At 68.1% G+C, this 26,374-nt stretch carries 26 protein-coding genes, 1 tRNA gene and 1 pseudogene; 19 read left to right on the top strand and 9 right to left on the bottom strand.

Annotated features, from left to right (window positions below):
* The first annotated feature begins 9 nt into the window (after window positions 1-9).
* The 8 genes from Q0568_RS12750 to leuA all read left to right on the top strand — a co-directional run bounded on the left by Q0568_RS12750 (window position 10) and on the right by leuA (window position 7,714).
* Window positions 10-738, top strand: coding sequence for a 16S rRNA (uracil(1498)-N(3))-methyltransferase (locus tag Q0568_RS12750; protein WP_298867090.1), 729 nt, complete (start codon window positions 10-12; stop codon window positions 736-738).
* 14 nt (window positions 739-752) lie between these two features.
* The gene (locus tag Q0568_RS12745; protein ID WP_298867088.1) at window positions 753-1,100 is read left to right on the top strand and encodes an HIT domain-containing protein; all 348 of its coding nucleotides are present in this window, start codon (window positions 753-755) and stop codon (window positions 1,098-1,100) included.
* 85 nt (window positions 1,101-1,185) lie between these two features.
* Complete coding sequence (locus Q0568_RS12740; protein ID WP_298867292.1) at window positions 1,186-2,211, top strand: PhoH family protein; 1,026 nt, start codon at window positions 1,186-1,188, stop codon at window positions 2,209-2,211.
* The gene (gene ybeY, locus Q0568_RS12735) at window positions 2,208-2,666 is read left to right on the top strand and encodes an rRNA maturation RNase YbeY (RefSeq protein WP_298867086.1); all 459 of its coding nucleotides are present in this window, start codon (window positions 2,208-2,210) and stop codon (window positions 2,664-2,666) included. Before Q0568_RS12740 ends, ybeY begins: the two co-directional genes overlap by 4 nt.
* The gene (locus Q0568_RS12730; RefSeq protein WP_298867083.1) at window positions 2,663-3,949 is read left to right on the top strand and encodes a hemolysin family protein; all 1,287 of its coding nucleotides are present in this window, start codon (window positions 2,663-2,665) and stop codon (window positions 3,947-3,949) included. The genes ybeY and Q0568_RS12730 overlap by 4 nt, the downstream gene beginning before the upstream one ends.
* The gene (gene era / locus Q0568_RS12725) at window positions 3,942-4,835 is read left to right on the top strand and encodes a GTPase Era (protein WP_298867080.1); all 894 of its coding nucleotides are present in this window, start codon (window positions 3,942-3,944) and stop codon (window positions 4,833-4,835) included. The genes Q0568_RS12730 and era overlap by 8 nt, the downstream gene beginning before the upstream one ends.
* A 1-nt stretch (window position 4,836) precedes the next feature.
* On the top strand, window positions 4,837-5,784 hold the full coding sequence (locus tag Q0568_RS12720; RefSeq protein ID WP_298867078.1) for an NADP-dependent oxidoreductase: 948 nt from the start codon (window positions 4,837-4,839) through the stop codon (window positions 5,782-5,784).
* 175 nt (window positions 5,785-5,959) lie between these two features.
* Window positions 5,960-7,714: a 2-isopropylmalate synthase gene (leuA, locus tag Q0568_RS12715; protein WP_298867076.1), complete on the top strand. Its 1,755-nt coding sequence runs from the start codon at window positions 5,960-5,962 to the stop codon at window positions 7,712-7,714.
* Here the strand turns inward: leuA and Q0568_RS12710 are convergent.
* Window positions 7,704-8,390: a TRIC cation channel family protein gene (locus tag Q0568_RS12710; RefSeq protein WP_298867074.1), complete on the bottom strand. Its 687-nt coding sequence runs from the start codon at window positions 8,388-8,390 to the stop codon at window positions 7,704-7,706. The two genes, leuA and Q0568_RS12710, sit on opposite strands and share 11 nt — an antisense overlap.
* A gap of 36 nt (window positions 8,391-8,426) precedes the next feature.
* Between Q0568_RS12710 and recO the strand changes: the two genes are divergently transcribed.
* Both recO and Q0568_RS12700 read left to right on the top strand, forming a co-directional pair.
* Window positions 8,427-9,170 carry a DNA repair protein RecO gene (gene recO, locus Q0568_RS12705; protein ID WP_298867072.1) on the top strand — a complete coding sequence of 248 codons (744 nt, stop codon included), beginning with the start codon at window positions 8,427-8,429 and terminating at the stop codon, window positions 9,168-9,170.
* A complete protein-coding gene (locus tag Q0568_RS12700; protein WP_298867070.1) occupies window positions 9,167-9,973 on the top strand; it encodes an isoprenyl transferase in 807 nt (268 codons plus the stop codon). The genes recO and Q0568_RS12700 overlap by 4 nt, the downstream gene beginning before the upstream one ends.
* 59 nt (window positions 9,974-10,032) lie before the next feature.
* On the opposite strand, the gene Q0568_RS12695 is transcribed toward Q0568_RS12700, so the two are convergent.
* From Q0568_RS12695 to Q0568_RS12685, 3 genes are all read right to left on the bottom strand, one after another.
* Window positions 10,033-10,662, bottom strand: coding sequence for a hypothetical protein (locus Q0568_RS12695; RefSeq protein ID WP_298867068.1), 630 nt, complete (start codon window positions 10,660-10,662; stop codon window positions 10,033-10,035).
* A gap of 203 nt (window positions 10,663-10,865) precedes the next feature.
* Window positions 10,866-11,423 (bottom strand): hypothetical protein, encoded by a 558-nt coding sequence (locus tag Q0568_RS12690; RefSeq protein ID WP_298867066.1) that lies wholly within the window; start codon window positions 11,421-11,423, stop codon window positions 10,866-10,868.
* A gap of 81 nt (window positions 11,424-11,504) precedes the next feature.
* Complete coding sequence (locus tag Q0568_RS12685) at window positions 11,505-13,040, bottom strand: HNH endonuclease signature motif containing protein (protein WP_298867064.1); 1,536 nt, start codon at window positions 13,038-13,040, stop codon at window positions 11,505-11,507.
* Window positions 13,041-13,316: 276 nt separating this feature from the next.
* On the opposite strand from Q0568_RS12685, the gene Q0568_RS12680 reads away from it, so the two are divergent.
* Complete coding sequence (locus Q0568_RS12680; RefSeq protein WP_298867063.1) at window positions 13,317-13,991, top strand: DsbA family oxidoreductase; 675 nt, start codon at window positions 13,317-13,319, stop codon at window positions 13,989-13,991.
* A 35-nt stretch (window positions 13,992-14,026) separates the two neighbouring features.
* Here Q0568_RS12680 and Q0568_RS12675 read toward each other — a convergent pair whose 3' ends face one another.
* Window positions 14,027-14,521, bottom strand: a complete 495-nt coding sequence (locus Q0568_RS12675) for a glutathione peroxidase (protein ID WP_298867061.1) — start codon at window positions 14,519-14,521, stop codon at window positions 14,027-14,029.
* 60 nt (window positions 14,522-14,581) lie between these two features.
* Between Q0568_RS12675 and dusB the strand changes: the two genes are divergently transcribed.
* The 6 genes from dusB to Q0568_RS12645 all read left to right on the top strand — a co-directional run bounded on the left by dusB (window position 14,582) and on the right by Q0568_RS12645 (window position 20,389).
* Complete coding sequence (gene dusB / locus Q0568_RS12670) at window positions 14,582-15,760, top strand: tRNA dihydrouridine synthase DusB (protein WP_298867059.1); 1,179 nt, start codon at window positions 14,582-14,584, stop codon at window positions 15,758-15,760.
* A complete protein-coding gene (locus Q0568_RS12665; RefSeq protein ID WP_298867057.1) occupies window positions 15,750-17,114 on the top strand; it encodes a deoxyguanosinetriphosphate triphosphohydrolase in 1,365 nt (454 codons plus the stop codon). Before dusB ends, Q0568_RS12665 begins: the two co-directional genes overlap by 11 nt.
* Window positions 17,114-18,973 carry a DNA primase gene (dnaG, locus tag Q0568_RS12660; protein WP_298867055.1) on the top strand — a complete coding sequence of 620 codons (1,860 nt, stop codon included), beginning with the start codon at window positions 17,114-17,116 and terminating at the stop codon, window positions 18,971-18,973. Before Q0568_RS12665 ends, dnaG begins: the two co-directional genes overlap by 1 nt.
* Before the next feature lie 34 nt (window positions 18,974-19,007).
* On the top strand, window positions 19,008-19,775 hold the full coding sequence (locus Q0568_RS12655; RefSeq protein ID WP_298867053.1) for an ATP-binding cassette domain-containing protein: 768 nt from the start codon (window positions 19,008-19,010) through the stop codon (window positions 19,773-19,775).
* A gap of 89 nt (window positions 19,776-19,864) precedes the next feature.
* Window positions 19,865-19,940: transfer RNA gene (locus tag Q0568_RS12650), tRNA-Asn, on the top strand.
* A gap of 203 nt (window positions 19,941-20,143) precedes the next feature.
* Window positions 20,144-20,389, top strand: coding sequence for a helix-turn-helix domain-containing protein (locus Q0568_RS12645; protein ID WP_298867051.1), 246 nt, complete (start codon window positions 20,144-20,146; stop codon window positions 20,387-20,389).
* 551 nt (window positions 20,390-20,940) lie between these two features.
* Here the strand turns inward: Q0568_RS12645 and Q0568_RS12640 are convergent.
* Together Q0568_RS12640 and Q0568_RS12635 are read right to left on the bottom strand one after the other, a co-directional pair.
* Window positions 20,941-21,486 (bottom strand): hypothetical protein, encoded by a 546-nt coding sequence (locus Q0568_RS12640; RefSeq protein ID WP_298867049.1) that lies wholly within the window; start codon window positions 21,484-21,486, stop codon window positions 20,941-20,943.
* Window positions 21,487-21,503: 17 nt separating this feature from the next.
* The gene (locus tag Q0568_RS12635) at window positions 21,504-22,001 is read right to left on the bottom strand and encodes a hypothetical protein (protein WP_298867047.1); all 498 of its coding nucleotides are present in this window, start codon (window positions 21,999-22,001) and stop codon (window positions 21,504-21,506) included.
* A 245-nt stretch (window positions 22,002-22,246) separates the two neighbouring features.
* Between Q0568_RS12635 and Q0568_RS12630 the strand changes: the two are divergent.
* A pseudogene (locus Q0568_RS12630) lies at window positions 22,247-23,536 on the top strand (IS3 family transposase).
* A gap of 172 nt (window positions 23,537-23,708) precedes the next feature.
* Here Q0568_RS12630 and Q0568_RS12625 read toward each other — a convergent pair.
* Entirely contained in the window at window positions 23,709-24,689 is a 981-nt protein-coding gene (locus Q0568_RS12625; RefSeq protein ID WP_298867045.1) for a diaminopimelate dehydrogenase, read from the bottom strand.
* Between the two features lies 1 nt (window position 24,690).
* Window positions 24,691-25,257, bottom strand: a complete 567-nt coding sequence (gene def / locus Q0568_RS12620) for a peptide deformylase (protein WP_298867043.1) — start codon at window positions 25,255-25,257, stop codon at window positions 24,691-24,693.
* A 73-nt stretch (window positions 25,258-25,330) separates the two neighbouring features.
* Between def and Q0568_RS12615 the strand changes: the two genes are divergently transcribed.
* Entirely contained in the window at window positions 25,331-26,365 is a 1,035-nt protein-coding gene (locus Q0568_RS12615; protein WP_298867041.1) for a DMT family transporter, read from the top strand.
* Window positions 26,366-26,374 lie beyond the last annotated feature (9 nt).

Raw genomic sequence — 26,374 nt, 5'->3', positions numbered from 1 at the left:
AGGAGCCGCATGGCACTGCACTTCATCGTCCCGGACTGCACGGACGCCGCCGTCGGCGACGTGATCGCGCTGACTGGCGCCGAGGCCAAGCACGCCTCGGTGGTGCGCCGTGTGCGCGTGGGCGAGACCGTCACGCTCGGCGACGGTCGCGGCGTGTGGCTCGAGGGCGCCGTCGACGACGTCTCCGCGGCCCGGGTGACCGTGCGCGTGTCCGCGCGGCGCATGCAGGAGACCCCGGAGTCCCGCATCGTGCTCGTTCAGGCGCTGGCGAAGGGCGACCGCGACGAGCTCGCCGTGCAGGCGGCGTGCGAGCTGGGCGTGGATGAGATCGTGCCCTGGCAGGCTGCGCGCAGCGTCTCGCGCTGGGAGGGGCCGAAGGCTGCGAAGGGGCGGGAGCGGTGGGCCACCATCGTGCGCGAGGCGGCCAAGCAGGCGCATCGGGCGTGGGTTCCCGAGGTGGCTCCGGTGACCACCACGGCGCAGCTCGCGGAGCGCGCTGCAGGGGTGCGGATGCTGGTGCTGGACCCGTGGACGGATGCCCGGCTCTCCGGAATCCGCTCCGACGGACGCGACATCGTGCTGGTGGTCGGACCGGAGGGCGGCATCGCCGCCGAGGAGCTGGAGCGGCTGGAGGCCGCCGGGGCCGAGCGCGTCCGGCTCGGCGACACGGTGCTGCGCACCTCGACCGCAGGGCCTGCGGCCATCGCGGTGCTCTCCGCCGCGCTGGGCCGCTGGTAACTAGACTGAAGCCCATGAGTGAGCCCTCGATCTTCACGCGCATCCTGAACGGGGAGATCCCCGGCGAGATCGTCGCCCAGAACGACCGTGTCTTCGCCATCCGCGACATCAATCCGCAGGCGCCCCTGCACGTGCTGGTGATCCCTCGCAGCGAGCAGTACCGCGACGTCACCGAGCTCGCCGCCGGCGATCCGGGGCTGATGGCAGACATGGTCGCGATGGCCAAGCAGATCGCCACCGAGCACGCCAACGGCGAGTACCGGCTCATCTTCAACAACGGCGCCAGCGCCGCGCAGTCCGTCTTCCACGTGCACGCCCATGTGCTCGCGAACATCGAGGAGAACAAGCTCGTTGGCTTCTGACATCCCGCCGCCCTCTGACGGCGACGCCCCGCAGTTCCCCGCACAGCCCGAGCGCACCGAGCGCATCTACGCCGACGGCGTCGCGATGGTGCAGCTGCTGGGCCCGCAGGATCGGCTGCTGCGGATGCTGGAGAAGCAGCATCCGCGCGTGCAGGTGATGGTGCGCGGCAACGAGATCAGCCTGGGCGGGACGGATGCCGAGGTCGAGTCCGCGAAGCGGCTGGTGGAGGAGCTGCTGGAGATGACCCGCGCCGGTGCCGACCTGGTGCCGAGCGATGTGGCCGCCTCCGCGCGCATGCTGCAGCGTTCCGACGGCCCGCGCCCCAGCGAGGTGCTCGGCGAGGCCATCCTGTCCACCCGCGGGCGCGTGATCCGCCCCAAGACGGCGGGCCAGAAGGAGTACGTCGACGCCATCGAGCAGAACACGATCGTGTTCGGCATCGGCCCCGCAGGCACCGGCAAGACGTACCTGGCCATGGCCAAGGCCGTGCAGGCGCTGCAGCGCAAGGAGGTCGAGCGGATCATCCTGACCCGTCCGGCCGTCGAGGCGGGGGAGCGACTGGGCTTCCTGCCCGGTTCGCTGACCGACAAGATCGATCCCTACCTTCGTCCGCTGTACGACGCGCTCAACGAGATGATGGACCCCGAGATCGTGCCGCGGCTGATGACCACCGGCACCATCGAGGTCGCGCCGCTCGCGTACATGCGCGGACGCACCCTGAACAACTCCTTCGTCGTGCTGGACGAGGCGCAGAACACCACGCCCGAGCAGATGAAGATGTTCCTGACCCGGCTCGGGTTCGGCACGAAGATGGTCGTCACGGGTGACATCACGCAGGTCGACCTGCCACAGGGCGCGTCGGGCCTCCGCCTCGTCACCCGCGTGCTGGACGGCATCGACGACATCCACTTCTCGCGCCTGACCAGCGACGACGTGGTGCGTCACTCGCTGGTCGGCCGCATCGTCGACGCGTACAGCGAGTACGACGAGCGCCGCACCGCCGCGCGGTTCGAGCGCGAGCAGGCGCACGAGTTCGCGAACCGTGCCGAGCGGCGCTCCGGGATGCGCCCGAACCTCAGAGACCGCAAGCCGAAACGGGGCCTGGAATGATCGAGATCAACAACGAGTCGGCCATCGAGATCGACGAGACCGTGCTGCAGCGCCTCACCGACTTCAACCTCGAGCAGCTGCATGTCAGCGCGGACGCAGAGGTCGCGATCGTGCTGGTCGACGAGGGCGCCATGGAGGCGCTGCACGTGCAGTGGATGGACGAGCCGGGCCCCACCGATGTGCTGAGCTTCCCGATGGACGAGCTGCGTCCCGGCACGCCGGACCGCCCGACGCCCGCGGGGCTGCTGGGCGACATCGTGCTGTGCCCCCAGGTCGCCGAGTCGCAGGCGCAGACGGCGGGTCACTCCCTGATGGACGAGCTGATCCTGCTGACCACGCATGGCCTGCTGCACCTGCTGGGCTTCGACCACGCCGAGCCCGACGAGGAGCGTGAGATGTTCGGGCTGCAGAAGTCGCTGATCGAGGCCTTCGCGCACGCCGAACGTCGCCGATGACTCCTGTCATCCTGCTGGCCGCCGCGGTCCTGCTGATCGCGTTCGGCGGTCTGATGGCGGCCGTGGACGCTGCGTTCTCGGTGACCTCCAGCACGGATATCGACGAACTGGCGTTCGGGCGCAGCGCGGATGCCCTGCACCGCATCGCCGCCGACCCCGATGCGCACGTCAACGCCGTCGCGTTCATGCGCGTGCTGTCCGAGACCACGGCCGCTGTGCTCGTGACGGTGGCACTGGACTCGTTGCTTCCGACGATCTGGTGGGCCATGCTGGCCGCCGCCGTGCTCATGACCGGCATCACGTTCGTGCTGGTGGGCGCGAGCCCTCGGTCCTACGGCCGCATGCACTCCGAGACCATCCTGCGGGTGTGGGCGCCGGTGGTGCGCGGCGTGCGGATCCTGCTGGGTCCGCTGGCGCAGGCGCTGGTGCGCGCAGGCCGCCGGGTGACACCCGGCGGAACCCGCAGCAGCTTCGCCTCGGAGGAGCAGCTGCTGAGCATGGTCGATGAGGCCGCCTCGCATGATCTCATCGAGGAGGACGATCGCGATCTGATCCACTCGGTGTTCGACTTCACCGATCAGTTCGTCCGGGCGGTCATGGTGCCGCGCACCGAGATGAAGACCGTGGATGCCGCCGCCACCACCACCGAGGCCATGGAGCTGTTCCTGCGCACCGGCGTGTCCCGCATGCCGGTGACCGACGACGACGCCGACGACGTGGTCGGGGTGCTGTACCTGAAGGATCTCGTGCAGTTCGCCTACCGCGACGAGAGCGCATGGCGCGGAGCGCCCGTACGCCCCATCGCCAGGCCCGCGGCGTTCGTGCCCGAGTCCATGCGCGCCGAGACGCTGCTGCAGCAGATGAAGCGGGATGCCGTGCACGTGTGCATCGTGATCGACGAGCACGGCGGCATCTCGGGTCTGGTGACGCTGGAGGATCTGATCGAGGAGCTGGTCGGAGAGATCGTCGACGAATACGACCGCGGCCCCGCCGAGGTCGTCGAACTCGGCGACGGGCGGTACCGGGTCAGCTCGCGGCTCTCGCTGGAGGATGTCGGCGACCTGTTCGGCCTGGAGCTGGACGACGAGGACGTCGATTCGATCGGCGGACTGCTGGGCAAGGCGCTCGGCCGGATCCCGCAGCCCGGCGCCGCGGCATCCGTCGACGGACTGGTGCTCACCGGCGGCGCCTCGCGCGGGCGGGGGAGAGGCATCGCGACGGTGTTCGTGGAGCGGGCGCCGGAGCAGAATGACGACGTGGATGGAGAGCATCGGGATGACTGAGACGCGAAGCGGGTTCGTGACGTTCGTGGGACGGCCGAACGTCGGCAAGTCCACGCTGACCAACGCGCTGGTGGGCGAGAAGATCGCCATCACCAGCGAGAAGCCGCAGACCACCAGGCGGGCCATCCGCGGCATCCTGAACCGCCCGGACGGGCAGCTCGTGATCGTCGACACCCCCGGCATCCACAAGCCCCGCACGCTGCTGGGCGTGCGCCTGAACGACCTCGTCGAGCAGGTGCTGGGCGATGTGGACGTGATCGGCTTCTGCGTCCCGGCCACCGAGAAGGTCGGCCCCGGCGACCGGCGGATCGCCGCGTCGCTGGACGGCTATCCGCGCGCGAAGAAGGTCGCCATCGTCACCAAGACGGATGCCGCCGACAAGGACGACATCGTCGAGCGGCTCATGGAGGTGGACTCGTTGCGCGAGGACTGGGCGGCGGTCATCCCGCTGTCCGCCCTGGGCCGCGAGCAGCTGGACGTGCTGGCCGATGAGATGCTGCAACTGATGCCCGTCGGCCCGCGACTGTACGAGGAGGGCGTCGTCACCGACGAGTCCGACGAGGACCGCATCGCCGAGATCATCCGCGAGGCGGCTCTGGAGGGCGTGCGCGACGAGCTGCCGCACTCCATCGCCGTCGTCGTCGACGACGTGGAGCCGCGCGAGGACAGCGACCTCACCGATGTGTATGCGTCGATCGTCGTCGAGCGCGACAGCCAGAAGGCCATCATCATCGGTCGGAAGGGCTCCCGCCTGCGGGACGTCGGAGCCCATGCCCGCAAGGGCATCGAGGAGCTGCTGGGCACCAGGGTGTTCCTGAAGCTGCACGTGCGCGTGGCCAAGGAGTGGCAGCGCGACCCCAAGCAGCTCGGCCGGCTGGGGTTCTGAGATGGCCGAGCACTGGATCGCGCCCGCGTGGGGATCGCCCGAGACCTGGCGGTTCGTCGAGTACGAGCCCGCAGCCCCCGCGCAGGGCGAGCTGACGATCCGCGTGCACGCCGCCGGTGTGAACCCCGCCGATGCCAAGCATGTCGCGGCCGCCCGTCCGGGCGTCGAGCTGCCCGAGCCGATCGGGTACGAGGTCTCCGGCGTCATCACCGCGATCGGCCCCGACACCGGGATCGTGACGGGACCGGCATCCGTGGGTGACGAGGTCATCGCGTTCCGCGTGCGCGGCGGATACGCCACGGAGATCACCGTCCCTGCACAGAAGGTGCTGCGCAAGCCTGCGACGCTCACGCATGCGCAGGCCGCGAACCTGCTGCTGGTCGGCACCACGGCATCCGCCATGCTGCACGCGGTCGACGCGAAGCCGGGGGAGACCGTGCTGCTGCACGCGGCCTCCGGCGCGGTCGGGGTGAGCGTGCTGCAGCAGGCGGCCGTGCTCGGCATCCGCGTCATCGGCACGGCGAGCCGTGCCCGCTTCGACGAGGTGCGCCGCTTCGGAGGCATCCCGGTGGAGTACGGCGACGGACTGGCGTCGCGCATCCGCGCGGCACTGGCGGATACCGGTGTCGAGAGGATCGGCGCGGCGCTGGATGCCGCTGGCACCGACGAGGCCGTGCAGTCCTCGCTGGAGTTCGTCAGGGACCGGCAGCGCATCGTGACGATCGTCGCGCCGACGGCGGCCACTGAGCACGGATTCCAGGCGAGCTCCGGTTCCCAGCCTGAGACGGCGCGGTACCGCGACGAGGTGCGCGAGCATCTGGTGGAGCTCGCCGAGCAGGGGCGGCTGACCGTGCCGATGGCCCGCGAATTCGCCCTGAGCGACGCTCCGGCGGCGCTCGAGCTGGTCGCATCCGGGCATCCGGGCGGAAAGATCGCGTTGATCCCCTGACCGGCATCCTCGTCATCGTGGTGAGCAGAGTGCCAAGTCGGGTGTTAGCATCGAGGCATGCGTCTGGGCGGTCTGCTTCTTCTTAGCTGCCGCGACGAGTCCTGATCTTCGGGCCTTCTCGTCGCGGCGCTCGTGTTTGGCCTGAGCACAATTCCCACGAAGAAGAAGCCCCATCATGAAGAATTCCCAGAAGCCCTCCTCGATGCCGGTCCACAAGTACCGGCCCTTCCACGAGCAGATCGTCGTCGACCTGCCCGACCGCACCTGGCCCTCCAAGCGCATCACGCAGGCGCCGCGCTGGTGCGCCGTCGACCTGCGCGACGGCAACCAGGCCCTCATCGACCCGATGTCGCCCGAGCGCAAGCGCGTGATGTTCGACCTGCTGGTGAGCATGGGCTACAAGGAGATCGAGGTGGGCTTCCCGTCCGCCAGCCAGACGGACTTCGACTTCGTGCGCCAGCTCATCGAAGAGGACCTCATCCCCGACGACGTGACCATCCAGGTGCTGACGCAGTGCCGCGAGCACCTGATCAAGCGCACGTACGAGGCCATCAGCGGCGCCAAGCAGGCAATCGTGCACTTCTACAACTCCACCAGCGTGCTGCAGCGCGAGGTCGTGTTCCGCTCCGACCGCGAGGGCGTCAAGCAGATCGCGCTGGAGGGCGCGCGGCTGTGCCGTCAGCTGGAGAAGGACGTCGCCGGTACCGAGATCTACTACGAGTACTCGCCCGAGAGCTACACGGGCACCGAACTGGACTATGCGGTCGAGGTCTGCAACGCCGTGCTCGAGGTGCTGGAGCCCACGCCCGACCGCAAGGTGATCATCAACCTGCCCGCCACGGTCGAGATGGCGACACCCAACGTGTACGCCGACTCGATCGAGTGGATGAACCGTCACCTGGCGCACCGCGAGAACGTCATCCTGTCGCTGCACCCGCACAACGACCGCGGCACGGCGGTCGCTGCGGCCGAGCTGGGCTACATGGCCGGTGCCGATCGCATCGAGGGATGCCTGTTCGGCAACGGCGAGCGCACCGGCAACGTCGACCTGGTGGCGCTGGGCATCAACATGTTCACGCAGGGCATCGATCCGCAGATCGACTTCAGTGACATCGACCACGTCAAGCGCACAGTCGAGTACTGCAACCAGCTACCGGTGCCCGAGCGCCACCCGTGGGTGGGCGATCTGGTGTTCACCGCGTTCAGCGGATCGCACCAGGACGCCATCAAGAAGGGCTTCGAGTCCATGGCCGAGACGGCCGCGGAGAAGGGCGTCACGGTCGACGAGATCGAGTGGGCCGTGCCGTACCTGCCTGTCGATCCGAAGGATCTGGGGCGTTCGTACGAGGCCGTCATCCGCGTGAACTCGCAGTCCGGCAAGGGCGGCGTCGCCTACCTGCTGAAGACCGACCACGCCCTCGACCTGCCCCGCAAGCTGCAGATCGAGTTCTCGGGTGTCGTGCAGGCGAAGACGGATGCCGAGGGCGGCGAGGTCACCAGCGACCAGATCTGGGAGATCTTCAACGACGAGTACCTGCCGGCCGACGACGACGTGGACAAGTGGGGCCGGTTCGAGCTGCTGGGCACGCAGACCCGCAGTGACATGTCCGGCGAGGTCTCGCTGGAGGTCGTGCTGCGCGACGGCGAGGAGCGCGAGGCGACCACTGCGCACGGCAACGGGCCGATCGCGGCGTTCATCGAGATCCTTCGCGGGCGCGGGTTCGACATCTCGCTGTACGACTACGTCGAGCACACCATGTCCAGCGGCGGCGACGCGCAGGCCGCGGCCTACATCGAGCTGCAGGTCGACGACCACCGGCTGTGGGGCGTCGGCATCGACGGCGACATCTCCACGGCATCGCTGAAGGCCATCGTCTCGTGCGTGAACCGCTCCATCCGCAGTCGCCAGGGGGAGCTCGTCACGGCTTGATGATCGGGATCATCCCCGTCTCGGTCGCCACCTTGCGGCGGTACAGGCGGCGCTGCTCGGGCAGTGAGACGTCGTAGAGCACGGCCAGGATGCGGATCACCGCCGTCACCACGATCCCGGTGACGGCGGCGACCGTGATGTTCAGGTCGAACAGGTGCATGACCACGGTGGCCGTGCAGCCGACTCCGGCGGCGACGGCGTACAGCGAGCCGACATGCATGATGGCGACCGGCAGGCCCATCAGCACGTCGCGCAGCACGCCGCCGCCGACGGCCGCGCAGACGCCGATGAACACGGCGGGCACCGGCGGGATGCCGAAGGCGATGGCCTTGCTGACGCCGAAGGACCCGAACATGCCGATCACGACGGCATCCAGCACCACGATGAACGTGTTGATGCGGTTGAAGACGCCTGCCAGCAGCATCCCGAACAGGGCGGCGCCGGCGGCCGTGATCAGGTACCAGTTGCTCTGCAGCGTGGCCGGCGGCTGGCCGATCATCAGGTCGCGGATGAGACCGCCGCCCATGCCGATCATGATGCCGATGATGGCGACCCCCAGCCAGTCCAGCCGGCGCTGGCCCTGGAAGCCCGAGGCGAACATGGCACCCTGGATGCCACCGAGTCCGACGCCCAGCAGGTCGGCCCACAGCGGGATGTTGAACAGCGGTTCGGTCACCCGTCCATTCTCTCGTGCGCAGGGGATAATCATTGAGTGCCCACCTACCGAGATGAAGCGGTGATCCTGCGCACCCACAAGCTGGGTGAGGCGGACCGCATCGTAACGATGCTCTCGCGGCGCAACGGCAAGATCCGCGCCGTGGCGAAGGGCGTGCGGCGCACCTCGTCGAAGTTCGGCTCGAGGCTCGAACCGTTCATGGTCGCCGACGTGCAGCTGTACCAGGGCCGCTCGCTGGACATCGTGCAGCAGGCCGAGTCGCTGGGAGCGTACGGTGCGGACATCGCCGTCGACTACGAGCGCTTCACCGCGGCCAGCGCCATGGTGGAGACCGCCGACCGGCTGAATGAGTCCGAGGCCACTGCCGACCAGTACCTGCTGCTGGTGGGCGGGCTGCGCTCGCTCTCGCGCGGGGAGCATGCCGCGCGCAGCATCATGGACTCGTACCTGCTGCGGGTGATGGCGCTGTCTGGCTGGGCACCGGCGCTGCAGGACTGCGCGCGCTGCGGCGCGCCGGGTCCGCACACGCATTTCGGCCCGCAGCTGGGCGGTGTGGTGTGCGACGACTGCGCTCCGGCGGGCAGCCCGCGGGTCTCGGCATCCACCCTCGCGCTGCTGCAGGCGCTGATGGGCGGTGACTGGGAGACGGTGGATGCTGCATCTCCTGGCGATCTGTCGTCGGCATCCGGTGCCGTGGCGGCCTACACGCAGTGGCATCTGGAGCGCGGCATCCGCTCTCTGGAGCATGTGACCAGCACCCCGAGAATTGGAGTCCGGTGACCCCGAAGCCGTACACGCACAAGGATGCGGTGCCGTTCCGTCCGCTGGACTGGACGGGCATCCAGCCGCCGGCTTTCCCCGCCGTGCCGAACCATGTCGCGATCGTGATGGACGGCAACGGCCGCTGGGCGAACCGACGAGGGCTCAGCCGCATCGAGGGGCACAAGGCCGGCGAGGAGGTGCTGCTGGATGTCGTCGCCGGCGCCATCCAAGCGGGAGTCAAGCACCTGTCGGTGTACGCGTTCTCGACGGAGAACTGGGCCCGCTCGCCCGAAGAGGTGCGGTTCCTGATGGGCTACAACCGCGACGTGCTGCACCGCCGACGCGACCAGCTCAACGAATGGGGCGTGCGGGTGCGGTGGGCTGGGCGCAAGCCGCGGCTGTGGGGATCGGTGATCAAGGAGCTGCAGTTCGCCGAGCAGCTGACCCGAGGCAACGACGTGCTGACGCTGACGATGTGCGTCAACTACGGCGGGCGCGTCGAGCTGGTGGACGCCATGCGGGAGCTGGCCGCCGAGGTGAAGGCCGGCCGGCTGAAGCCGAGCGCGATCACCGAGAAGCAGATCCGCAAGCATCTTTACGTGCAGGACATGCCGGATGTGGATCTGTTCCTGCGCAGCTCGGGGGAGCAGCGCACCTCGAATTTCCTGCTGTGGCAGTCGGCCTATGCCGAGATGGTGTTCCTGGACACACTGTGGCCGGACTTCTCGCGCGAGGAGCTGTGGCGGGCGATCGGCATCTATCTGTCGCGGGACCGTCGCTTCGGCGGGGCGGTGGACTCTCCCGACACATCCGCCGTCTAAGCGGGAGCGCCTGTCGCGCAGGCACCCGTCGGCCGTGTCCGAGAGGCTCGTGACGGTGCTCAGCAGCCGGCGGCGGTGGGGTCTTCGTTGCAGGTGTGGGCGACGAGGGCGGTGTGGGCTTCGTAGATGCGGATGTCCTGGCCGGGTCCGGGAATGGTGAGGGTTCCGGTGATGGGGTACCAGCCGGTGCCGAGGTCGATCTCGGCGGTGTAGACGGTGTCGGCGGATGCCGTGTAGGTGCCGCGGTCACGGTAGACGTGGCTGGTGTCGGTGGGGGTGAACTGGGGCAGGTGGAGCTGGTTCCAGGTGGTGCCGGGAGTGGTGGTGGCCTTGGTGGTGTCGTCGCCGTAGTGGAAGGTGAAGGATGCCGGGGTGAAGCGGACGGTGATGGGGTAGCCGAACAGTTCCCCGGTCCTGGTGTGCGCGGTGGCGTCGGTGGTGAAGTTGGTGGGCAGGCCCGCGACGCCGAGGTTGTCGGGCTCCCCGGTGATGGTCGCCGGGGCGGGGGCGAAGCTGGCGAGGTCGGTGATGGTGATCGGCTGGGTGGCGCGGGGGTCTTCGGGTGCGGGGTCGGCTGTGTCGGCGGGCTTCTCCGGTGCGGGGACGCAGCGTTGCATGAGGTTCCAGATCGTGTTGCAGTCCGTGAACTTCTCGGTGCGGGTGCGCGTGTCACGCGCGGGCGCATGCACGTCGACGACCGGGGCGGTGCCGGTGCCAGGATTCTTGGGCTTCTCCGCGGAATGTCGGGGTTGCTTTTCGGTACGGTCGCCGTGCTTCTGGGCGCCAGAAACATCAACAGCTGGACCGTTGACGTTGCTCGCGCAAGACATCGTGAGCACTGGGCATTCGGGTGCGGGCGGAGGTGTCCCGCCGCTCAGAAGGAAGACCATGATCAGTGAGAGCATTGCAACGTGCTCTCTGCAGTCGTGCTAGCAAGACGCAGGCCCGTCTCAGAGTCTGCCTCGACAAATTCTGCGCGAACGGACTGTACAGGAGATCGGTCGCTGGGTACCAATGAGTTGCCAGTCGAATCAATGACGTCGGTCTGGGAGACATCAGCACATATATGCACGGAGACCTTGCCCGTCTCCAGATCGGCTTTAATGGGCGCCGCGGTGATGATCACTGTGTTTCCTGTGAGCTGAACCTCCTCGGCCTGTAGTTCACTGAGCGACTTCTTCAGCGCTGAGGATGCTCTTCCTACCGTCCACCGGGTTGCCGGCTCCCATGTCTTCGGGTCGCTCGTGTCGACGTTGTTCAGTGCATCCGTGTACGCCCGATATGTCTCCTCCGCAGCCTTGAATGCCTCAGCGTCCGAGGAGAACAGCGCCGTCTTCGTCGGCGTGGGAGCCGGCTTCGGCTCTGGCGTGCACGCGGCCAGCATCCCGAGGGCGAGCAGTCCGGCGGACAGCGCGCCGAGCGCACGGACGGAGATGGCAGCGGAAGTCACCCGGCCACGCTAACCCGACTTCCGGACTCTCCGCAGAAGTTATCCACAAGCACGATTTCGGACGCACTGATCCCGCGAGCCTCAGAAGGGGCTGTCGTTCCTGCCGGTGGGTGTGTCCCAGATCGACAGTGCGGGATCGGCGCCGGATGGTGTGAACATGACGCGCGCGGGTGGTCGGTCGACATGCTCGTCTCCGTGAGGGCTGGTCCAGGTGATGGTCCAGTCGGGGTTCTGGCGTGCGGTCCACCGGTATTCGTCGGGGATGTCGGGGTGCTTGAGCGCATGGTGCGTCAGGCACAGATGCGCGAGGTTGTCGAGCGACGTCGTGCCGCCTTTGGCCCAGTCGTGGGTGTGGTCGGTCTGCGTGCGGTGGACGGGCATCCGGCATCCAGGGAAGCGGCAGTGCTGATCGCGGGCTTGGAGGTAGCGGGTCATGCCGGCTGTGGGCCGGTAGGTGTCGGTGCGGGTGACGAACCCGTCGGGGTCGACCCACAGGCGGTTCCAGACGGTCGCGATGCCCGCGAGGGCACGGGCGGTGTCTGGATGGAGGGTGCCTTCCCGGTCGAGCTGTGCGGGCCTATCGTTCAGGCCGGCGAGGGTGGTCGCGTCGATGGTGACGTTGATGTGCGCGGCGACCTGGTCGAGCCCGTCGCCGAAGACCGAGGAAGGATCGGTGGTCAGGAGCAGGTCGGTGAGCAGCTCGGCGCGAATCTGGTCGGTGCCGCGGGCGTCGTCGGGGATCTGGATGACCTCAGGTCCTGCCGCGAGGGCTCGGGCGACGAGATCGTCCCATGCATCCAGCGCCTGGGGCGTCTCGGCGGGGTCAGGCTGATCGCCGGCGACAGGTTCGGTGAAGGGGTCGACGGTGAAGACGTCACCATCGGCGGTGATGATCTCCACGGACCGGTCCACCTCCGCCAGGAAGTCCTCGTCCACCGGGAGTGTGGGGTGCCGGTCCTCGCCGTGCTGCTTCTGATGCCGTGCCATGGTCGTGAGACGGTCCATGATGGCCTCGGCCCGATGCGTGGGCAGCAGGGCCTGCAGCAGCGACAGCTCGTCGGTGACCACGTGGATCTTGACATACTGCTCCGCCACGGCATCCTGATGCCGCTCGGTCACCGTTCTGGGTGCGAGGACTGCGGCGAGTTCCCGCACGTGCGCGCGGGTGCGGGCCGGCGCTTCGGATTCGGCGAACTCGAGAGCCGCCGCCTCGTAGAGCCCCAGCAGGTGCGGTTCGATCTCTCCGGCGTCGATCGCTTCCTGAACGGGGGACGCTGCATCGATGATGTGCCGCGCATGCGCGGGCGTGATGCGGCCCGCCTCGAACGATTCCTGAACGGCCCGGAAGCAGTGCCGCAGCGCCTGCGCGTCGGCGAACGCGTGCTCCACCGAGCCTTTCGCCATCCGCCCCGCCGCCGTGAACTCCGCCACCATGGACCGCTCGATCGCGTTGCGGTGCATCGGCGACTCCGACACCGACGCGTCCATCAGCTCGAGCCGGTCGGCAAGAAGCGACGACGCTCGCGCCTCCAACCGGGCGATCTCACGCCGCGTCTGCACCCACTCCGCAAGCACCTCGGCCTCTCGAACGAGGCGGTGCTGCGCGGTAGTGGACATGAATCCAGTATAGAACAAATCTTCGAGAAATGGAAGAGTCTCGGCAAAAGATCCGGATGTCGTGCATTGACTCTTCGACAGGGGGGGGCAGGGATCCCGAATGCAGACTCCCTGGATTCAGCGCGTGCCCCACTGCCGCAGCCACCCCGCGGCCTCGCGGTACACGCCCGCCACCAGCACTCGCGACGGCGCGAAGGGCAGCGGATCGTCGGCGGAGAGCACGAGAGAACATTACCGGGACGGAATACTCCGGCCGTCGCGCCTGTTGCGTCAAGCGTGAGCGAACCCATCTCCATCGACATCTGGTCCGACATCGCGTGCCCGTGGTGCTACATCGGCAAGCGCAACCTCGAGACCGGGCTGGCAGCCACGGCGGACGACGAGGACGCCCCGCAGGTGAACATCACGTTCCACTCCTTCGAGCTCTCTCCCGATACGCCCGTCGATTTCGACGGCGACGAGCTGGACTTCCTCGCCGGCCACAAGGGCATGGCCCGTGAGCAGGTCGAGCAGATGCTCTCGCACGTCACCAATGTGGCCGCGGGAGCCGGACTGCAGTACCGCTTCGACCTGCTGCAGCACACCAACACCGTCAAGGCGCACGAGCTGCTGCACTTCGCCAAGGCCAAGGGCCTGCAGCACGAGATGGAGGAGCGGCTGATGGCCGCGTACTTCACCGAGGGCAAGCACGTGGGTCGCGTCGACGACCTCGTCGCCCTCGCTGAAGAAGTGGGGCTGGATGCCGGCGAGGCCCGCTCCGCGCTGGAGTCGGCCGAGTACCTGCCCGCCGTCCGCGCCGATCAGGAGCAGGCCCGCGCCTACGGCATCAACGGCGTGCCGTTCTTCGTGATCGACGGTCAGTACGGCGTGAGCGGCGCCCAGCCGCCCGCGGCGTTCGAGAACGTCATCCGCGACGTCTGGTCGCAGAAGAACGCCGTCACGGCAGAGTGATCCTGGTCGGCTGAGTGATCCCGACCCGCTGGCGCTCAGCGGGCGAGGGCATCCTCGATCGCCGCGACGACCTCAGGGGAGTCCGGCTTCTGCTTCGGGCGGAACCGCTGCACGGAGCCGTCCGCGCGCACCAGGAACTTCTCGAAGTTCCACTCCACCCGGCCGGCCTTGCCATCGGCATCCGTGGTCTCCTTGAGTGCTTTGTACAGGTCATGCGCATTGCGGCCGTTGACCTTGATCTTCTCGTTGATGGGGAAGGTGACGCCGTAGGTGGTGGAGCAGAACTCCAGGATCTGCTCCATCGATCCCGGTTCCTGGCCCATGAACTGATTGCACGGGAAGCCGATCACCGAGAACCCGCGGTCGCCGTACTCCCTCTGCAGCTGCTCGAGCTGCTCGTACTGAGGGGTGTTGCCGCAACGCGATGCCACATTCACGACGAGCATCACGTCGGAGCCGTAGTCGTCGAGCGTCTTCTGCGCGCCCGTCGCGTCGGTGAAGGGGATCTTCCTGAGCGCCTGATCAGTCATATCCACAGCCTAATTCCACTGAGCCCGGGAGGGGCCGCAGTCTGGGAGAATGGACGGGTCATGACTCTCGCCACTCCCACCAGCCCGCCCGCCCAGACCGCGCCCGCCCTGCGCATCGGTCCCATCGATCTCGACATCCCCGTCGTCCTCGCGCCCATGGCGGGCATCACCAACACGGCGTTCCGCCGACTGTGCCGGGAGTACGGCGCGGGGCTGTACGTCAGCGAGATGATCACGTCCCGCGCCCTCGTGGAGCGCAACGCCATCACCATGCGGCTCATCCAGCACCACCCCAGCGAGGACATCCGCTCCATCCAGCTCTACGGCGTCGACCCCGTGACCATCTCCGAGGCCGTGCGCATCATCGTCGCCGAGGACAAGGCCGATCACATCGATCTGAACTTCGGATGCCCGGTGCCCAAGGTGACCCGCAAGGGCGGCGGCGCCGCGCTGCCGTGGAAGACCTCGCTGTTCGCCGACATCGTCTCCCGAGCAGTGAAGGCCGCGGGAGACGTGCCGCTGACGGTCAAGATGCGCAAGGGCATCAACAAGGACCACCTCACCTTCCTCGACGCGGGCAGGGCGGCGGAGGATGCCGGGGCCGCGGCCGTCGCGCTGCATGCGCGCACGGCATCCGAGTACTACTCCGGGCACTCCGACTGGAGCGCCATCGGCGAGCTCAAGCAGGCGGTCACCAGCATCCCCGTGCTCGGCAACGGCGACATCTGGTCGGCCGACGATGCCGTGCGGATGATGGCCGAGACCGGCTGCGACGGCGTCGTGGTGGGTCGCGGATGCCTGGGCCGGCCGTGGCTGTTCGGCGAGCTCTCCGACGCACTCGCCCCTGGACTGGCGCCCCGACCCGAGGTCGACGCCACGCTGCAGTTCGTGGCGAACGCGTTCCGGCGCCACGCCGAGCTGCTGGTGGAGTTCTTCGAGGACGAGGACCGCGGATGCAAGGACGTGCGCAAGCACGTGGCCTGGTACTTCAAGGGATACCCCGTCGGGGGCGAGCTGCGCGGCGCCCTGGCTCGGGCTTCCTCGCTGGCCGAGATCGACGACCTGCTCGGCACGCTCGGCGACGCGCCGTACCCCGGTGCGGGGGCGGAGGGCCAGCGCGGGCGGGCGGGCACGCCCAAGCGCACGGTGCTGCCGGAGGGCTGGCTGGACTCCCGTGAGATCGGTGTCGGCGACGGCGACATGATGCGCGAGGCGGAGGTGGAGAACAGTGGCGGCTGATCCGGGCTACGACGCTCGCGATTCCGAGCGCTTCATCTCCGAGACCCACCGCTCCGAGCGCAACGACTTCTCCCGCGACCGCGCGCGCGTGCTGCACTCCGCCGCCCTGCGGCGGCTGGCGGCCAAGACGCAGGTGCTGAGCCCGGCATCCACCGCCGACTTCGCCCGCAACCGCCTCACGCACTCGCTCGAGGTCGCGCAGGTCGGACGCGAGCTGGCCACGGCCCTCGGCGTCTCGGAGGACGTGGTGGACACGGCCTGCCTGAGCCACGACCTCGGGCATCCGCCGTTCGGCCACAACGGCGAGCGCGCGCTCAACGACTGGGCATCCGACATCGGCGGCTTCGAGGGCAATGCGCAGTCGCTGCGCATCCTCACCCGCCTCGAGGCGAAGGTGCTCGACGAAGACGGCCATTCCGTGGGCCTGAACCTCACCCGTGCGAGCCTGGATGCGACCTGCAAGTACCCGTGGACAGTCGACAACCCGTTGCCCGACCCGGGCGGCCGACTGAAGTTCGGCGTGTACCCCGAGGACGAGCCGGTGTTCCGTTGGATGCGCGAGGGCGCACCCGGGCGGCTGCGGTGCATCGAGGCGGAGATCATGGATCTCTCCGACGACATCGGCTACTCCGTGCACGATTTCGAGGACGCCATCGTCAACGGCTACCTCGACGTGGCCCAGCTCTCCGACCCGATCGAGCACTACCCGCTGGTGGGGCGCATCCAGCAGTGGGTCGGCTACGACTACACCCGCGAGGAGCTCGCCGACGCGCTGTACCGGCTGACCCGTCAGCCGATGTGGCTGAAGACGTTCGACCGTTCCCGCCGCGACCTGGCGCGCCTGAAGAACCTCACCAGCGACCTGATCGGTCGCTTCGCCCGGGCATCCGTCGCCGCCACGCGCGAGGCCCACCCCGGTCCGCAGCTCGCCCGCTACGCCGGCCATGTGGTCGTGCCGCGAGTCGTGGAGACCGAGATCGCGGTGCTCAAGGGCATCATGGGCCAGGCCATCGTCACCATCGACGCCCGCAAGGGCGTGTACAAGGAGCAGCGCAAGGTGCTGACGCGCCTGGCTGACGCGCTGTGGTCGACGGATGCGCTGTGGTCGGCCGGTGCCGACGTGCTGGAGCCCGCATTCACTGCCGACTTCCTCGACGCCGGCACCGACGCCGAGCGCGCTCGCGTGGTCGTCGACCAGGTCGCGAGCCTCACCGATCAGACCGCCGTCGACTGGCACAACCGGCTGGTGGGCGAGATCGACCCCGCCGAGGTGGGCATCTGGAGCCCGCGCAGCGCCCGCACCGGAGTGCGCCACCGCCCCGCACCGCGGGTGGTCGTCGAAGGCGCCGTCTGATGCCCCGCATCCTGCAGGCCGACGTCGAAGAGGTGAAGTCGCGCACCAACATCGCCGACATCGTCGGCGAGCGCGTGGCGCTGAAGTCGGCCGGCGTCGGGTCGATGAAGGGGCTCTGCCCGTTCCACGACGAGAAGAGCCCCAGCTTCCACGTGCGCCCGCAGGTGGGCTTCTACCACTGCTTCGGATGCGGCGCGTCCGGCGACGTGTACTCGTTCCTGCGCGAGATGGATCACGTCAGCTTCACCGAGGCCGTCGAACGGCTCGCAGGACGGATCGGCTTCGCGCTGCACTACGAGGACGGTGGTGCCGCGCCGGAGACCAGCGGCCGCAGCCGGCTGTACGCGGCCAACACCGCCGCGGCGGAGTACTTCCGCGGCCAACTGCTGAGTCCCGAGGCAGAGAGCGCCCGCAAGTTCCTCGGCGAGCGCGGTTTCGATGCGGGTGCCGCTGCGCACTTCGGTGTCGGGTACGCGCCCAAGGGCTGGGAGAACCTGACGAAGGCGCTCACCGCGCAGGGCTTCACTCGCGAGGAGCTGACCAACGCCGGGCTCGTCTCGGCAGGCCAGCGCGGGGTGTACGACCGCTTCCGCGGCCGGGTCATCTGGCCCATCCGCGACGTCACGGGGCAGACCATCGGCTTCGGCGCCCGGCGGCTGTACGACGACGACAAGGGTCCGAAGTACCTCAACACCCCCGAGACGCCGCTGTACAAGAAGACGCAGGTGCTCTACGGGCTCGACCTCGCCAAACGCGACATCGCCCGCGGAGATCCGCGACGGGTGGTCGTGGTCGAGGGCTACACCGACGTGATGGCCTGCCATCTGGCGGGCGTCACCACCGCCATCGCCACCTGCGGCACGGCGTTCGGCGCCGAGCACATCAAGGTGCTGCGCCGCGTGATGGGCGATGACTCCGCGGCGGGCGAGGTGGTGTTCACCTTCGACGGCGACGAGCCGGGCCAGAAGGCCGCACTGCGCGCGTTCTCGGAGGACTCGCGCTTCACCGCGCAGACCTTCGTCGCCGTCGCGCCCGACAACCTCGACCCCTGCGACCTGCGCCTGCAGCGGGGGGATGCCGCCGTGCGCGGCCTCATGGACGCCAAGGTGCCCATGTTCGAGTTCGTCATCGATCGCAAGCTCGCAGGCTACGACCTGGCGACGGTCGAGGGGCAGGTCGGCGCGCTGCGCGCCGCCGCGCCGATCGTGGCCGTCATCCGCGACGAGCTGCTGCGTCCCGGCTACGAGCGCGTGCTCGCGCGCCGCCTGGGCATGGACCCGACGGCCGTGCACCACGAGGTGATGCGCGCGGCCCGGGGTGCGGCATCCGCTCCCGAGCATCATCGCGAGACCCGTCCGACGGCGGATGCCGGGGGAGGCGCGCCCGTGACCCGGGTGCGGCTCGCCGATCTGCCCCGCACGGCGGATGTCGCCCTCGAGCGCGACGCGCTGATGGGCGCGCTGCAGTACGGGCACCGCATCGACCAGCCGCTGCTGGATCGGGCCGTGTCGCAGCAGTTCCGGCATCCGGGGCTGGATGCGGTGCGCGAGTCCATTGCGGCGGTCGTCGACCGCACGAAGGTCGGCTGGGCGGCAGCCGCCGCGGATGCCGTGCGCGAGCCGTACCGGAGCCTGGCCGGCGAATTGCTGATGATGCCGTTCCCGGCGAAGGACGAGGAGCGCGCGGTGGTCTCCGCGACCGACCTCTGCCGTGGCCTGATCCTGCGCTCGATCGATCACGAGAAGAACGAGCTGCTGGGTGCCGTGCAGCGCGTGCCGGCGGACTCCGACGGCGGGCGCGCGCTGCGCATGCGCCTGCGGGATCTCGACCTGGAACGGCAGCGATTCCTCGAGTCGTGACGCGCTGACGTGCAGGGCAGGGCAGGATGGAAGCATGCCTGCCGCCAGCGATGTCGCCATCGAATGCTCCGACCTCGTCATCGACAGGATCGGGCACGGCGGTGTGACCAGGGCCGTGGACGGCGTCACGTTCACGCTGCGCCCCGGCGAGCTGATGTGCGTGGGCGGCGCCACGGGCTCGGGCAAATCCAGCCTCGTCACGGCGCTGGCCGGCTTCGCGGACTCGTCTCTGAAGGTCGCCGGCGGGCGCGCCCAGATCTGCGGCGTCGACGTGCGCCGACCGGGCCGGCGCAGGAGGATCCTGACCGCGCTCAGCGGCTACATCCCGCAGGCGGCGGGGGCGAACCTCCCTCCGCGCCTCACCGTCGGCGAGGTGATCGCCGAACCCGTCGTCGCGCGGTCGAAGAAGGTCAATGCCAAGAACCTGGCCGTGCGGGTCGCCTCACTGCTGGACGAACTCCACCTGCCGATCGGCGCGGCAGACAGATTCCCCTACGAATTGAGCGCGGGCATGCGCCAGCGTGTGGCCATCGCGCGGGCGTTCATGCTGGAGCCGCGGGTGCTCATCGCCGACGAGCCTCTCGCCAATCTCGACCTCGAGGTGCGTCCGGTGGTCTTCGACGCGATCACCCGCCGCCGGTCGGAGCAGTCCATGGCCGCGCTGCTGGTCACCAATGATGCGGCATTCATCCGCGAGCTCGACGCCGACACCCTGATCCTGCGCGGCGGTCACGTGGTCGCGCGCGGCGTCGGCCGCGACCTGCTGTGGTCGCCCAATTCCGAGGCGGATGCCGCACGCTGAGCGCGCCACGCCCGGGCGGTGGGCCGTGTTCGGGAGCGCCCGTCGAGTTTGCTAAGCTTGAGGAGTTGCCCGCGGAGCGGGGGACATGATCCTCGGTAGCTCAATTGGCAGAGCAGCCGGCTGTTAACCGGCAGGTTCTTGGTTCGAGTCCAAGCCGGGGAGCCACACAAGGCGCCTCCTCCCTAGAAAACACAGGGAGGGGGCGCCTTTTCACATGTCGGGCAGCACTCGGGATTCGGGGTTCACCCCCTATAAACCCCCAACTCACCCCTCTGAGGGGCCAAAATCGCACATCAGTGTGCAAAGGAGTACGCGTTGGTAAGGAGCAGCGCGTCAAGCCTCGTGGTGGCACTGCGCATAGAGTCACCATGGGAAAGAAGAAGGACAGCAAGAAGAAGGTCGCGTCCGTCGCTGACGTGATCGAACTCCCCACGCTGCTGACCAAGGAGCAGATCGCCGACTACTTCGGCGTGAGCCCGCGCACGGTCGAAGCATGGCGATTCAACAGGGTCGGGCCGCCGGCAGTGAAGGTCGGCAAGCACCTGCGCTGGACAGCCGGCACCATCCGCAAGTACGTCTTCGACCAGCTGGCTGACAGTGCCCAGGCCTCGTAAGCGTCCGGGGAGCTCGGCAGCGTCAACGTCCGACTCGTCGGCGGGGCCTACCGCGCTCGCGTCCGCGTCCGCGTCCGCGACGGCAAGGGCGATCCCCACGACCTCGAAGCGTGGGGCCCGACCGCCGAGGCTGCCGAAGAGCAGATACGCACGATGGCCAGCGAGGTATGGGCCGGCATCTTCGTCGCACTCACCAAGGTCTCCACCGTCGAGCAGCTCGCCGCCATCTGGTTGGCAGACGTCGACGCGCGGTTCAGCACGAAACCGCAGGATGAGGTGGCGGGGCGCCAATTTCACGGGTGCGCAGATCCGGGGACTGGCGGGGCTGTGCCCGCGTCCATCACTACCATCCATGATTGTGGCGGACCGATGAACCATGGCTGGCAGACAATGCCCGCACTCCGGGTCATCCCCGTGGGCGGTGAACAACGCGTTCCGCGAAACGCCGTCATCATCGCCTGGAGCAGGCATTGGAAGACGTGCCCTAGCTCACAAAAACACTCGAGGGTGCAGCTGCGGTTGGCTGCACCCTCGAGTCACTCATTCCGTGGTTACGCGACCTTAGAGGTCTTGAAATGCCATTCCTTCGCAGGCGCGTCATACGCGGCGGATGTTCCGGACTGAACCCACACGCAGTTGCTGTTCTCCACGTAGTGCGTCACCGTTCCGGCATATTTATTGCTGCCGATCTCGAGCCGTCCAATCTGGTAGGTGGATGGCACCGTCCAAGCCCCTGAACTGGATGACGTTCCCGAGTAGCTTGCGCCGATGGTTGCACCGACTTGTGCCTGCACTGTGGCCACGACTACTGAGGCGCTAACGCTAGAGGAGCCTGTGATACTCCCCGACACGGAGAATGTTGTCGACTTGCTGATCGTCAGCGTCACACCTGGCCCTCCGGTGACCGAGGAATTAGCCCCCGACGCGCGGGTGAACGTGATCGACTTGTTGTTCGCCGTGTTCTTCTGATTGCTCCCCGAACACAGGCTCAATGGACCTGCCTCGCTCGCGCTCGCGGGCGCGACGCCAAGCCCGAGTGCGAAGATCGCCACGAGCGCCACTGTTGCAGCCTTGACACTGTTCTTCATCTCAATCATTCCTTCCAATCCCCCCCCTAGTTGTTAGGGAAAGCCACCACAAAGTACTCAACGCCGTCTGGCAAGCCAAGGCGGACGCTCGCACGTGACGTGCCCTGAGGCACAGGAATCTCACCGACGCTTCGGAAACGCGGGCCGCAGGTGCCGGCGTAGAAGTTGTCAAGCGCATCCACGCGGAAGTCCGCTTCGGGCGCACAGGACACGTAGAAGGAAATCGACCGCGTACCAGCCGAGAGGGCAATATCAAAGTTGGCGGGCCCCGATCCGGTCTCGTGAATCAGCGGCTCACCATGATCGGCCAGATAGTCCACCGACTTCGGATCGTCGAGTGCTTCGAGAGGGTCCTGAAGAACTGACGGCGACGGGTCGTCTGTAGACGGCGTTGGCGCAGTCTGCGTGGGTGTTGCACTCGATGGGCTCGGGCTGGAATCCATGGTGGGCGAACATCCGCTGAGGATTCCGATACTGAGAACTACAGTTGCCGCAAGTCCAATCGCGTGCACGGTACGTGCCATTCCAACTCCCTCTCACCGATGCTCCGCGTCGGCTCTTCAACGAATTTCATTTGCACACTAGCCGGTCACCGACCCGTTTCGCTGTCCCCTTTTCTACCTACAGACACCGCCACTGTGATCACATATACTCAATATTTTGCGAAGACGCACGACCGTCGTGGACTCACCCTGCGGAGACTTGCAGGACGGATACTGAACCGTCCCAGGTTTGGTGCCGCATCCTTTTGAGTTGATTGGATGTCATCATGCCGAAGAAGATTGATTCCCAGGTTCGGGAGCGTGCCGTGCGGCTCGTGCTCAAGCACCGGGCCGAGTATCCCTCGAACGCGAAGGCCATCGCGGCCGTCGCCCGTCAGGAAGGCGTGGGTGCGGAGTCGCTGCGCCGGTGGGTGATCCAAGCCGAGATTGATGCCGGGGAGCGTGTCGGGCAGACCAGTGAAGAGCATGCGGAGATCCGCCGGCTCAAGGCCGAGAATCGGGAGTTGCGTGAGAACGTCGCGATCCTGAAAGCGGCGACGGCTTTCTTCGTGGGGGAGTTCGACCCCCGCAACCGTTGATCATGGGCTTCATCGATCAGCTGCGCGCTCGGCGGGCTTCGCCGTCGCGTCGATCGTGCGGGTCCTGCGTGAGCAGGGCGTGAAGATCGCGGCACGCACCTACCGGGCCTGGCGGGCGGGCCGCGTGTCCGCCCGAACCGTGACTGACGCACTCGTCGAAGGCGCCGTCCGTGACGCCGCCTGGTGGTCGAGGTCCTCCCCGATGGGACCACGCGCCGCAGGATGAGCCCGGAGGGTCTGTACGGGCGCAAGAAGATGACCGCGCTGATCCGCCGCACCGCCATCACCGACGCCTCGCGCGGGGCCGTGGACCGGGCGATGCGGGCCCTCGGCCTCGCCGGGATCACGCGGGCCAAGGCGATTCGCACCACGATCCCCGCCAAGGACGGGGTCCGTGCCGGGGACCTGCTGAACCGGGACTTCACCGCCCCACGCCCGGATCACACCTGGGTCACCGATTTCACCTACGTGCGGACGTGGGCGGGGTGGGTGTATGTCGCGTTCATCCTCGACGTGTTCTCCCAGAGGATCGTGGCCTGGCACGCGCAGACCAGCAAGCACGTCGACCTGGTCATGATCCCGCTGCGTATGGCGCTCTGGGAACGCGACCGGCAAGGCCACGCCGTCGGCCCGCGCCAGCTCATCCATCACTCGGATGCGGGAAGCCAGTACACGTCCATCGTGCTGACCGAGCACCTCGCGCTCGAGCAGATCGCGCCCTCGATCGGCTCCGTCGGCGACGCATACGATAACGCCCTGATGGAGACGATCAACGGCGTCTACAAGGCAGAGTGCGTCCGCACCACCGTGTTCCACGACGGCCCGTACAAGACGATCGCGGACGTCGAGTTCGCGACCGCCGGATGGGTCAACTGGTACAACCACCGCCGCCTCCACGGTAGCCTCGGAATGGTCAGCCCCGACGAATACGAGGCTGCCTACTACGCGGCACTCACACCAGAGCCGCTCCCCGCATAGAAGCGGCACAGAACCTGGGACGATTCACCGGATCAGAGGAATTTTCGAAGAGTCATCAGACGCCTAACCTAGGTTCGGCAGGTTCTTGGTTCGAGTCCAAGCCGGGGAGCCAACCCCCTCGAAGCCCCGTCCATGTGACGGGGCTTCGTCGTCGTGGGACTCGCGCCCCGACTCAGAGGAGCTCGGCGCGCAGCTGCTCGCCGGACTTGGGGGAGAGCAGCGCCGGGACGATGTCGAACGGCGTCTTCGCGCCGTGATCGCCGGCTGCCGCCAGGCGTGCCGCGGCGCGGGCGTAGGCCACCAGCACGCTGGCGGTGAACTCGGGGTTCGAGTCCAGCGCCAGACGGAACTCCACGGTCTGGTCGGTGCCGGCCGAAGTCGTGCCGCTGCGGATCACGAACCCGCCGTGCGGGGCGCCGGCGTGGTCGCGGGCCAGCTCCTCGGCCGTGATGAAGTGCACGGTCGTGTCGTAGGGCTCGAAGTAGTCCGGCATCGTCACGATGGCTGCGCGCACGGCATCCGCGTCGGCACCATCCTCGAGCACGACGAAGCACTCCCTGGTGTGCTTGTCGCGAGTGGTCAGCTCCGGCCGCTCGCCGGCGCGCACGCGCGCGATCGCATCCTCGGAGGGGATCGTGTACTGCACACCGCCGGCGACGCCGGGAACCCGCCGAATGGCATCCGAGTGCCCCTGGCTGAGCCCGCGGCCCCAGAAGGTGTACGTGGCGCCCTGCGGCAGGATCGCCTCGTCGTAGAGGCGCTGCAGCGAGAACAGGCCCGGGTCCCATCCGGTGGAGATGATGGCGGTCGTCCCCGCGGTCCTGGCTGCAGCATCCACCGCGGCGAAGTGCTCGGGGATGCGCGGGTGCGTGTCGAAGCTGTCCACGATGCTGAAGGATGCGGCCAACGCGGGGCTCTGCACGGGCAGGTCGGTCTTGGATCCGCCGCACAGGACCAGCACGTCTATGTCGTCGCGCAGGCCGGTGAGGTCGTCGAGGCGCCGCACCCTCGTCGACGCGGAGAGGGGAGTCACGGATGCCGGGTCGCGGCGCGTGAACACGCCTGCCAGGCTCAGATCGGGGTTCAGCGCGATCGCGCGCTCGACGCCGCGACCGAGGTTCCCGTATCCGACGATTCCGATGCGGATGCTCATCTCAACCCTCCAGATCGTCGACGCCGGGCATCCAGCTCGCGCCGCCCCGGCTCCAGCCGCGCTTGCGCGCGATCTTCTGCACGGTCCTCCCGTCACCGTCGCCCAGCCGGTCGACGTACAGGATGCCGTCGAGATGGTCGAACTCGTGCTGCATGATGCGCGCGCGCCAGCCGTCCACCTCGATGTGCACACGGTCGCCCTGAAGGTCGATGCCGGTGACCATCACTCGGTCGGACCGGCGCAGCGGGAACCGCTCGCCGGGGAAGGACAGGCATCCCTCGGACTCCTCGTCGGGGTCGGGACGCCCGGGCTCAGGGGGCGTCATCCACAGCACCGGGTTGATGATCTCGCCCCGCCACGGCTGATCGTCGTCGTCGACGTAGGTGTACACGTAGATGCGCAGCGGCACGCCCACCTGGGGTGCGGCGAGCCCGACCCCCGGCGCGGCATCCATCGTCTCGTACATGTCGGCGACGAGCGTGCGGATCTCGTCGGTGATCTCATCGACCTCGGACGCGGGGGAGTGCAGCACGGGATCGCCCATGATGCGGATCGGAAGAACAGCCACGTCACAACCCTACTGGGCGCCCTCTGCCGGATAGGGTGGGACGGTGCATCATGGGGCGGAGTTCGCAGCGGGGATGAGCGATCAGCTGATCGGCGTGTTCCAGAACCCGGCCCTGCTGCTGGGCATCCCGCTGGCACTGGCCGGAGCCGTCTTCATGTCGCTGGGCGCGCAGTACCAGCACCGCGGCGTGGAGAAGGTCGAGCGCATCAGCGGCACCGAGGGCAACGAGGGCCTGAGTGCCGCGCAGATCAAGGGCCTGCTGACGCGGCCGTCCTGGCTCATCGGCACGCTCATGCTGGGCATGGCCGTGATCTGCCAGCTCAGCGCCATGTCCATCGCACCGCTCATCGTCGTGCAGCCGCTCGGGGCGGTGGCGCTCGTGGTGACCACGCTGCTGAACGCGCGGGTCTCCGGGCACACGCCCACCCGGCGATCCCTCATCGCCATCGCCAGCTGCCTGGGCGGCATCTTCCTGTTCGTGGGCCTGGCGGCGTTCTACGCCGTGGAGCGTCCGATCGGCGACACCGACCTGTTCACGATCCTCGCGATCCTGCTGGTCGTGATCATCGTGCTGGGCGCCTGCTGGCTGATCCTGCGCCACCGCATGCGCGCGCTGTTCTACGTCACCGGCGCCGGCATCCTGTACGGCTTCGTGGCCACACTCGCGAAGGCCGTCATCAGCCGCATCCAGGCCGGCGACTTCGACTGGCTCACCGTCGTGTGCGTGATCGCCCTCATCGCCGCTGCCGCCGTCGGCGCCTACTTCGTGCAGACCGCGTACAGCTCCGGGCCGCCGGACCTCGTGATCGCCGGCCTCACCGTCATCGATCCGATCGTCGCCGTCATCATCGGCGCGCTGATCCTCGGCGAGGCGTCCGAGGCTCCGCTTGCCGTCGTCATCCTGTTCGTCGTGGCCGGGGCGGTCGCCGTGTTCGGCGTCTTCGGCCTCGCGAAGTACCATCCGCAGGTGCTCAGCGAGAGCCAGGAGCTCGGCATCGTGCGGGGAAGTCGTGGCGCGGATGCCGGTGAACCCGGACGAGCGGATGCCGGAGGGTCGGATGTCGGGGGGCCGGACGACGCTTCGACAGGCTCAGCGACCCAGGATTGAGTTCGACCG

The organism is uncultured Microbacterium sp., from assembly GCF_937927635.1.
GTDB lineage: Bacteria > Actinomycetota > Actinomycetes > Actinomycetales > Microbacteriaceae > Microbacterium.
Note: the sequence above shows the minus strand (reverse complement) of the source record. Positions and strands in the feature narration are given on the sequence as shown.

Excerpts from the sequence above, each read along its gene's own strand:
- era (WP_298867080.1), top strand. The coding sequence starts at position 3,942 with ATGACTGAGACGCGAAGCGGGTTCGTGACGTTCGTGGGACGGCCGAAC.
- Q0568_RS12625 (WP_298867045.1), bottom strand. The coding sequence starts at position 24,689 with ATGAGCATCCGCATCGGAATCGTCGGATACGGGAACCTCGGTCGCGGC.
- Q0568_RS12635 (WP_298867047.1), bottom strand. The coding sequence starts at position 22,001 with ATGGCACGTACCGTGCACGCGATTGGACTTGCGGCAACTGTAGTTCTC.
- dnaG (WP_298867055.1), top strand. The coding sequence starts at position 17,114 with ATGCCCCGCATCCTGCAGGCCGACGTCGAAGAGGTGAAGTCGCGCACC.
- Q0568_RS12645 (WP_298867051.1), top strand. The coding sequence starts at position 20,144 with ATGGGAAAGAAGAAGGACAGCAAGAAGAAGGTCGCGTCCGTCGCTGAC.
- Q0568_RS12685 (WP_298867064.1), bottom strand. The coding sequence starts at position 13,040 with ATGTCCACTACCGCGCAGCACCGCCTCGTTCGAGAGGCCGAGGTGCTT.
- Q0568_RS12640 (WP_298867049.1), bottom strand. The coding sequence starts at position 21,486 with ATGATTGAGATGAAGAACAGTGTCAAGGCTGCAACAGTGGCGCTCGTG.
- Q0568_RS12730 (WP_298867083.1), top strand. The coding sequence starts at position 2,663 with ATGACTCCTGTCATCCTGCTGGCCGCCGCGGTCCTGCTGATCGCGTTC.
- Q0568_RS12750 (WP_298867090.1), top strand. The coding sequence starts at position 10 with ATGGCACTGCACTTCATCGTCCCGGACTGCACGGACGCCGCCGTCGGC.
- Q0568_RS12740 (WP_298867292.1), top strand. The coding sequence starts at position 1,186 with ATGGTGCAGCTGCTGGGCCCGCAGGATCGGCTGCTGCGGATGCTGGAG.
- ybeY (WP_298867086.1), top strand. The coding sequence starts at position 2,208 with ATGATCGAGATCAACAACGAGTCGGCCATCGAGATCGACGAGACCGTG.
- dusB (WP_298867059.1), top strand. The coding sequence starts at position 14,582 with ATGACTCTCGCCACTCCCACCAGCCCGCCCGCCCAGACCGCGCCCGCC.
- Q0568_RS12745 (WP_298867088.1), top strand. The coding sequence starts at position 753 with ATGAGTGAGCCCTCGATCTTCACGCGCATCCTGAACGGGGAGATCCCC.
- Q0568_RS12655 (WP_298867053.1), top strand. The coding sequence starts at position 19,008 with ATGCCTGCCGCCAGCGATGTCGCCATCGAATGCTCCGACCTCGTCATC.
- Q0568_RS12720 (WP_298867078.1), top strand. The coding sequence starts at position 4,837 with ATGGCCGAGCACTGGATCGCGCCCGCGTGGGGATCGCCCGAGACCTGG.
- Q0568_RS12675 (WP_298867061.1), bottom strand. The coding sequence starts at position 14,521 with ATGACTGATCAGGCGCTCAGGAAGATCCCCTTCACCGACGCGACGGGC.
- leuA (WP_298867076.1), top strand. The coding sequence starts at position 5,960 with ATGAAGAATTCCCAGAAGCCCTCCTCGATGCCGGTCCACAAGTACCGG.
- Q0568_RS12615 (WP_298867041.1), top strand. The coding sequence starts at position 25,331 with ATGAGCGATCAGCTGATCGGCGTGTTCCAGAACCCGGCCCTGCTGCTG.